The 7689-nt window shown below is 38.5% G+C and carries 8 protein-coding genes; 3 read left to right on the forward strand and 5 right to left on the reverse strand.

Going from position 1 to position 7689, the window contains the following annotated elements; genetic code table 11:
* Positions 1–430: 430 nt before the first annotated feature.
* The 5 genes from panD to DIZ30_RS04165 form a co-directional block, all read right to left on the reverse strand.
* Complete coding sequence (gene panD, locus DIZ30_RS04145; protein ID WP_004847071.1) at positions 431–811, reverse strand: aspartate 1-decarboxylase; 381 nt, start codon at positions 809–811, stop codon at positions 431–433.
* Positions 812–824: 13 nt separating this feature from the next.
* Positions 825–1670, reverse strand: coding sequence for a pantoate--beta-alanine ligase (panC, locus tag DIZ30_RS04150; RefSeq protein WP_004847070.1), 846 nt, complete (start codon positions 1668–1670; stop codon positions 825–827).
* 11 nt (positions 1671–1681) lie between these two features.
* Positions 1682–2509 carry a 3-methyl-2-oxobutanoate hydroxymethyltransferase gene (gene panB, locus DIZ30_RS04155; RefSeq protein ID WP_004847068.1) on the reverse strand — a complete coding sequence of 276 codons (828 nt, stop codon included), beginning with the start codon at positions 2507–2509 and terminating at the stop codon, positions 1682–1684.
* The gene (locus DIZ30_RS04160) at positions 2484–3377 is read right to left on the reverse strand and encodes a Rossmann-like and DUF2520 domain-containing protein (protein WP_009320104.1); all 894 of its coding nucleotides are present in this window, start codon (positions 3375–3377) and stop codon (positions 2484–2486) included. The genes panB and DIZ30_RS04160 overlap by 26 nt, the downstream gene beginning before the upstream one ends.
* Before the next feature lie 440 nt (positions 3378–3817).
* Positions 3818–4489: a helix-turn-helix domain-containing protein gene (locus DIZ30_RS04165; RefSeq protein WP_004847061.1), complete on the reverse strand. Its 672-nt coding sequence runs from the start codon at positions 4487–4489 to the stop codon at positions 3818–3820.
* A gap of 496 nt (positions 4490–4985) precedes the next feature.
* On the opposite strand from DIZ30_RS04165, the gene DIZ30_RS04170 reads away from it, so the two are divergent.
* The 3 genes from DIZ30_RS04170 (at position 4986) to DIZ30_RS04180 (ending at position 7522) form a co-directional block, all read left to right on the forward strand.
* A complete protein-coding gene (locus DIZ30_RS04170) occupies positions 4986–6047 on the forward strand; it encodes a replication initiation factor domain-containing protein (RefSeq protein ID WP_259302594.1) in 1062 nt (353 codons plus the stop codon).
* Complete coding sequence (locus DIZ30_RS04175; protein ID WP_002607397.1) at positions 6047–6250, forward strand: excisionase; 204 nt, start codon at positions 6047–6049, stop codon at positions 6248–6250. The genes DIZ30_RS04170 and DIZ30_RS04175 overlap by 1 nt, the downstream gene beginning before the upstream one ends.
* Positions 6251–6328: 78 nt before the next feature.
* Complete coding sequence (locus tag DIZ30_RS04180) at positions 6329–7522, forward strand: site-specific integrase (RefSeq protein ID WP_009320106.1); 1194 nt, start codon at positions 6329–6331, stop codon at positions 7520–7522.
* The last annotated feature ends 167 nt before the right edge of the window (positions 7523–7689 follow it).

A 7689-nucleotide genomic window follows, 5' to 3' on the forward strand; every position in this document is an offset into this window, starting at 1 on the left:
AAATTTTATATCTAATTTTTGATTATCCGTATAAACACTATACTTTCAAATATTTTGAAGTATAGAAAAGCACTCATTTTACCACGAATTTACCATAATTAAACGAGCCTTGATATGACTATAAATAACACTAAAAAGACCTCACACCTAAACGGTGTCTTTTTTAAAAGCAGTCAATCATAAGACCAACTGCTTTGTAAATATAGATATTAAATTGTTAAGCTGAGATTTTACTTAGATTTATCTTTCACTGGTTTGCTATTTTCATCATTTTCTCCTTCAAGCCATGCCATTATGCCAAAGTTACAAAATGGATAAATTATTACTTCTTTATAAACTTCTTGCTCACAACGAGGGCAGATGACATATTCTTCACCTTTTACATTTTTTAATTACCGAAATTCCCTTTTTTATTTGCAAATTACATGTCTTATAGCTTACCATGTTTTTCGTATCTTGCGACTCTTGATATTTTGTTATCCTCATCTACAAATACTACTTTAGGTGGATTTTTCTTTACCTCTTCTGGAGTCATCTGTGCATAGCACATTATGATTATCTTATCACCTGTCTGAACACATCTTGCAGCAGCTCCATTGAGACATATCATTCCGCTGCCTCTTTCTCCTGCAATTGTGTATGTCTCAAATCTGTTCCCATTATTTATATCTACGATACTTACCTTTTCATACTCCAAAATTCCAGCACTGTCAAGTAAGTCTTCGTCTACAGTGATGCTTCCTACATAATCAAGTTCTGCTTGAACTACTGTAGCTCTGTGTATCTTCCCCTTTAACATTTCAAATGTCATATTTAACCCCCGTTTAACCTTCGTAAATAAAGTTGTCAATCAATCTGGTTTTGCCGATATAAACTGCCATGGCAACTAGTACTGGTGCTGTCATCTCCTTGACCGGTTTAACTGAAACAGCGTCTACAGCCTGAACATAATCTATTTTCGCCATAGGCTCAGTTTCAATAAGCTTAATCATTTCTGATACAATTTTATCTGTATCTTTTTCTCCTGCTTTTGCCATATCTTCTCCGAGCTTAACTGCTTTGCTTAAAATTAGTGCCGCCTTTCTCTCATCTTTGCTTAGATATGTATTTCTTGAACTCTTTGCAAGACCATCCTCTTCTCTAACTATAGGGCAGCCCACAATTTCGATATCAAAGTTCAAATCTCTAACCATTCTTTTTATAATCGCAAGCTGCTGTGCATCCTTTTGACCAAAGTAAGCTCTGTCGGGATTTACAATATTAAAAAGTTTAGATACTACTGTGCCTACACCCCTGAAATGTATTGGTCGTGATTTTCCACAAAGTTCCTCTGAAAGACTTTCTATGTTTACATATGTTGAAAAATCGTCAAAATACATATTTTCCGGCTCAGGATTAAATATTAAATTAGCACCTGCCTCCTCACATAGCATAGTATCCCTTTCCAAATCCCTCGGATAGCTTTCCAAATCTTCCCCTACTCCAAATTGAGTCGGATTTACAAAATCACTGACAACAACTCTATCGTTTTCTGAAACAGCCCTTGTAATTAAACTCTTATGTCCTTCGTGCAAAAATCCCATAGTAGGAACAAGACCTACTGTAAGACCTTCTTTCTTCCATTCTTTGACTATAACTCTCACTTCATCTACGGTTTTTACTATTTTCATCGTTCTATCTCCTAATATAACTTGTTAATTACATCTTCTGAAATTTTAAATGTGTGTTCAGGTGCTGGAAAGCTTCCCTGTTTAGTTTCTTCTATATATGCAGCAAAGGCTTCTTTCATTACATCTCCTACCTTTGCGAATTGTTTTACGAATTTAGGTGTAAAGTCAGAGACCATTCCAAGCATGTCCTGATAAACGAGAATCTGTCCATCGCAGCCAGATCCTGCACCTATTCCTATTGTAGGAATATTAATGCTTTCAGAAATAATTTCCGCTAATTTTGCAGGTACGCATTCCAAAACAATCGCAAATGCTCCTGCTTCTTCAACAGCTTTTGCCTCTTCAATGAGTTTCTTTGCTCCCTCTTCACTTTTTCCCTGAACTTTAAAGCCTCCAAAAACGTTCACTGACTGAGGTGTAAGTCCAATATGTGCCATAACAGGAATTGAAGCAGCTGTAATAGCTTTAATCTGTGGACAAACAGAGGCTCCACCTTCTAGCTTTACTGCTTGACATCTTCCTTCTTTCATAAGTCTTCCTGCGTTATACATGGCCTCTTCAACTGAAACTTGATATGACATAAACGGCATATCTCCAACTACTAAGGCATCTTTGGCACCTCTTGTAACTGCTCTTGTATGGTGAATCATATCTTCCATTGTTACCGGCAAAGTATTTTCGTATCCGAGCATAACCATGCCAAGAGAATCTCCAACGAGAATACCGTTAATACCTGACTGATCCATCAATTTAGCTGTCGAATAGTCATAGGCTGTCAGCATTGTAATCTTATCGCCCTTAACCTTCTGTTCTTTAAAAGTGGATACTGTGTTTTTCATTTTTAATTACCTCCGTCATCTTCAAATAGTCACTGTCTAAATGTTTTTCCTGTGCAATACTGAGAAGCTTTTCTGAAAGCAAAAGATATATCATCTCATATCCCACCTTTTCCTCAGACTCGTTTATCCATGCTGCCTTAATAGCTTCAATGTGTTTTGTGATAGTCGACAAATCATTTCGCTCAACAGGACCTGTGAGGGCAGCCGCAACTCCTTTTTCTGCCAATGTGTCGGCATTTCCAGTAAACAAAGGCACTAAGGCTTTCTTTGCATCTTTTTTATCAAAGCCGCATTTTACAAGCATTTCAGCCCCCACTTGAAAAAGTCCGTTTACGAGATTGCTTACAACTACTGCACCGCAGTGGTAAAGAGATTTATTTTCCGCTCCCATTGCGATTACCTTATTTCCTGCTCGCTCAAAGATACTCTTAATCTCATCTAGATTCTCTGCCGAACCCTCCACAGTAAAATAAGCCTTATTCAAGTGTTTCCATGATTCGCACTTATCACTTATTGCATATAGGGGATGTACCGAATAGATATTTGCACCGAGGTTTTCACCATCAAAAAAAACGGTTGATGAAATCGAACCGCTGCAATGACAAATATTTTTATTTTTAATATCCAGATTCTTCATATAATCCCATACTTTGCTTATCTGTCCATCAGGCACAGTAATAAACAGGGTATCACTGTCACTTAAGATATCCTCTATACTCTTATATAGTTTTGTGTTAGTAAAATCTGCTGCTGATTTAGCTGATTCCGGTGATTTGCTGAAGTAACCCGTAATCTCTACGCCGTTTTCCTTCAGGTATTTTCCAAGGGAAAATCCTACTTTCCCCGCTCCGATAAATCCTGCTCTCATATCGATCACTCCTTTCTGGGAAGTGACAATCATGAAAATCTGCATGGATGAGGTCTCGTTCAAACTGATATAATCCTCATGGTTTAAAAATAAAAAATATGTGGTATAGTTTCTGTTCGAATACTATCTACCCATTACTATAGCACCTATTTAAGTGATTGTACAGAGAAAAAAATAAGGCACCACTCTAACTAATTTATCATTAAAGTGATGCTAATATAAATCGTGTTATTTAGCTTTTCTGTATTTAATCATTTTCACAATCTGAATTATCAAAGTCGGGATAAAAATATAAAGCATGACAAAACACTTCTTCATTTTTCGCTTGATTACCCACCACAGAAAAGAAAGAACCCTGTAAAGAGCCTTACCACCATTGGTGGTGCTTTGCACTCTTGATTGGGCTTTTTGTTTGCTGTATCTTTCATGCAAGAGGAAAATTAAAGTCCTCTATTCCATTTCTCTTTTAGATAATCTTCATAGTCCGTTTCATTAAAATCTAATTGTGGCGAAGTGTTGGGAATGTTGTTTCTGTTGTCTATATCTGCAAGCTGACGGAATATCCAATCATCATAAGGGTCGTGATATTTATACTCTTTGGGCTGTTCTCTGTATCGGTCTAACCCTCGCATTTCCTTATGTACTTTCATCATGCGTTCCAATTTCTGACGCTGTATCAACTGCTTGATTTCCATAAGTTCTTCCAACTCTACTACCTCACTAGAAAGATAATTGCTAATGTATCTAATCAATGTAGTTTCCATGTAAAATCTACATTCTTTTTCGTCATTGAAAAATTCATTTTCAGACAAATAATCTAAGGAAACATTAAAATCCTGTTCTCGTTTGATAACGTCCATGATATATGGCTCGGTGTGGTCAATATATTTCCATTCCCCCGACAATAATTCATTCGGTGTTACTCCCAGCACGTCCATTATCTTTTCCAATGTATCAAAGGTAGGATAATTCACACCTCGTTCAATCTTGGAAAGGCTCTGCATATTGATACCGATTTTATTGGCAAGTTCCTGTTGTTTCATTCCCCTGTGTTTTCTTATGATTTGTATGTTTTCTCCTAAGAAACTGATTTTCTTTTCATAATACTCCATAACTTAGTATAACCGCTCCTTTCGTTGCTTTTATTGTCATTTATAAGCATATCATACTTAATATATATCGAAAAGTCAATCGAAACTTCTTGACAAGTAATTCTAGTGGCGTTATTATCTTATCAGACAGAGTGATTAAGCACGCTAGGGTCAATCACACACTTGAGTAAGCATATATAAGAGATGTTTTCACTTTGATAGCATGAATGAGCATGGACTATCAGACTAAAAATAGGGTTTCTGACTGGGGCTGTTTCGTTTAGCCACGAGCCTCTCAAGGCTCGTGAGCGTTAAGAACGGAACAGACACAGGAAGAAAGGGAACGCCTTTAGGCGCTCGTAAAGGGCGTATATGTAACACCGCCCTGCGCATACATGTCATAGTACCTAGAAACTGTGATAAATAAAGGACAAAACGCTATTTTTACCCCGCAAAAAAACGGGGCATACGAAAGGAGTAATGCACTATAACTACACACAAAAATTTATCCGTTAAGATTGATTACATCAGCATTGTATTTGAAACGGCAACCGCTGAAGATGTAATCATGCACATTTTAGGTTTACCGACTGATATTTTCAATGTCTATCCGGCAAGCATTAAATACAAAACCTATCAAGCACGCTGGCAGATTGGAGATATTTATGTATCGGGGGACGCAAGAAAGACAGAGGACAACCCACAGGGGCTAGGCTGTTATCTTGTTATGACTGGCAGAGGTTGTGATGATATTTTCCGTATTCTCGACAGTAGGAATTATACCTTTGGGGATATGTTCCGACGCTGTGAGCGAAGATACGGACTGGATAATTTTCATTTCACAAGACTTGATATTGCCATTGATGATAAGAACGAAAAGCCATTCTTTACCATAGAGCAGATAAAGAAGAAATGCGAAAAAGAGGAATTTATCTCCAATAGTGAGGGCTACCACTTTGATGAAAGCAAGTTTGACGATTTCGACACCGCAAAGACTGTTTATATCGGTGCTGGAAAATCTGGATTATCCTACCGCTTTTATGATAAGGATAAGGAAGTCTGTTCAAAACATAATAAGACGCTTGAGGAAGTCGGCAGTTGGAAACGAACAGAAATGCAACTGCGTGATGATAAGGCTCATGTTTTTGCCATGACATTTAAGGACAGACCGCTGGAACTTGGGGAACTGGCTTTCGGGCTACTGGCAAACAACCTACGCTTTGTCGTGCCAAACAGAAACGAAAGTAATAAAAGCAGGTGGAAAACGTGTCGATTTTGGGAACGCTTTTTAGGGGCTGTGGAAGTCTTGAAACTGCAAGTACCAAAGCAGCATAATTCCCTTGAAGAAACACAGCAATGGCTCACAGAGGGTGGCGTCATTTCCGCTGTCAAAAGTTTTTATTTCTTGGAAGAACATGACGCATTAGGTGGACTGGAAAAAGTAGGAACTATGCTTGATAAGGCAAGATACAGCAATTCCCTTTCCAGTAAATTAACCGCCCATTTACAGAGGATAAACCGCACCGACCTTATCCCCTATATCCAGTATGACACAAAACATGGGAAAGGGGGTATCTGATGAATAACAACGATATTCCCGTATGGGAAAAATACACCCTTACCATTGAAGAAGCGTCAAAGTATTTCCGCATTGGAGAAAACAAGTTAAGACGATTGGCAGAGGAAAACAAGGACGCTGGCTGGCTCATTATGAATGGCAACCGCATACAGATTAAACGCCGACAGTTTGAACAGGTCATTGACAAATTGGACGCAATCTAATGCAAATGAGCCTTGTATGTGTTATGATGAACACAAGTCATATCAAGGCTCTTTCCAACAAGGAAAGGAGCAGACACCATGAAAGAAAAAAGACGGGATAGCAAAGGTCGTATCCTGCATACTGGAGAGAGCCAACGAACAGACGGAAAATACTTATATAAATATGTAGACGCATTTGGAAACACAAAATATGTGTATGCTTGGAGATTGACACCCACAGACCCGACACCAAAGGGAAAACGGGAAAAACCCTCACTTCGAGAACTGGAACAGCAGATAAGACGGGATATTGAGGACGGTATCGACAGCACAGGCAAGAAAATGACGCTTTGCCAACTCTATGCCAAACAGAACGCACAGAGGGCAAATGTGAAGAAAAGCACAATGAAACAACGGGAACAACTCATGCGGTTATTGAAAGAGGACAAGTTGGGTGCTAGGAGCATTGATACAATCAAGCCCTCTGACGCTAAAGAATGGGCGGTACGCATGAAAGACAAAGGCTTTTCCTACAATACCATTAACAACCATAAACGCTCGTTAAAAGCGTCATTCTATATCGCCATACAAGACGATTGCGTAAGGAAAAATCCCTTTGATTTCAAGTTAAGTGAAGTCCTAGAAAATGATACCAAAGAGAAAGTTGCATTGACAGAGGAACAGGAACAAGCCTTACTCTCATTCATCAAGACGGACAATGTGTATCACAAGTATTATGATGATGTGCTGATACTGTTAAAAACAGGACTTCGTATCTCGGAACTGTGCGGACTGACAGTAGCCGATATTGATTTCAAGAATGAAGTTGTGATTATCGACCACCAGTTACTAAAGAGCAAGGAACAAGGCTATTATATTGAAACGCCTAAGACGAAAAGCGGAATAAGGCAAGTACCATTAAGCAGAGAAACGATACAGGCATTTCAACGGGTTATGAAGAAACGCCCAAAGGCAGAACCATTTGTGATAGACGGACGGGGCAATTTCCTATTTGTCAATCATAAGGACAAGCCAAAAGTTGCGATTGATTACAACGCCTTATTTGTCCGTATGGTAAAGAAATACAACAAGCACCACAAAGACAATCCCTTGCCACATATCACACCGCATACGCTACGCCATACGTTCTGCACAAGGCTGGCAAGCAAGAACATGAACCCAAAAGATTTACAGTATATCATGGGGCATTCAAACATTAGTATCACAATGAATTGGTACGCTCATGCGTCCATAGATACCGCAAAATCAGAGGTTCAGCGTCTAATTGCATAGAAGTATTTACCACGATTTTAACCACGTTTGATAGAGAAAATATAAGAAGATAGACCTAGATATGTGAGGTTTACCACAAAAGCAAAATGCCCGTAGAGCCGATAAAATAAGGCTTTGCGGACATTTAAGAAGATATAAAAAGATAGTCAAAAACACATATATAATTT

The sequence above is a fragment of the Enterococcus sp. H57 genome (genome assembly GCF_003112495.1).
Taxonomy (GTDB): Bacteria; Bacillota; Bacilli; order Lactobacillales; family Enterococcaceae; genus Enterococcus_B; species Enterococcus_B faecium.

Coding starts and splice junctions, on each gene's coding strand:
- DIZ30_RS04165 (WP_004847061.1), bottom strand. CDS start 4,489: ATGGAGTATTATGAAAAGAAAATCAGTTTCTTAGGAGAAAACATACAA.
- DIZ30_RS04180 (WP_009320106.1), top strand. CDS start 6,329: ATGAAAGAAAAAAGACGGGATAGCAAAGGTCGTATCCTGCATACTGGA.
- panD (WP_004847071.1), bottom strand. CDS start 811: ATGACATTTGAAATGTTAAAGGGGAAGATACACAGAGCTACAGTAGTT.
- panC (WP_004847070.1), bottom strand. CDS start 1,670: ATGAAAATAGTAAAAACCGTAGATGAAGTGAGAGTTATAGTCAAAGAA.
- panB (WP_004847068.1), bottom strand. CDS start 2,509: ATGAAAAACACAGTATCCACTTTTAAAGAACAGAAGGTTAAGGGCGAT.
- DIZ30_RS04175 (WP_002607397.1), top strand. CDS start 6,047: ATGAATAACAACGATATTCCCGTATGGGAAAAATACACCCTTACCATT.
- DIZ30_RS04160 (WP_009320104.1), bottom strand. CDS start 3,377: ATGAGAGCAGGATTTATCGGAGCGGGGAAAGTAGGATTTTCCCTTGGA.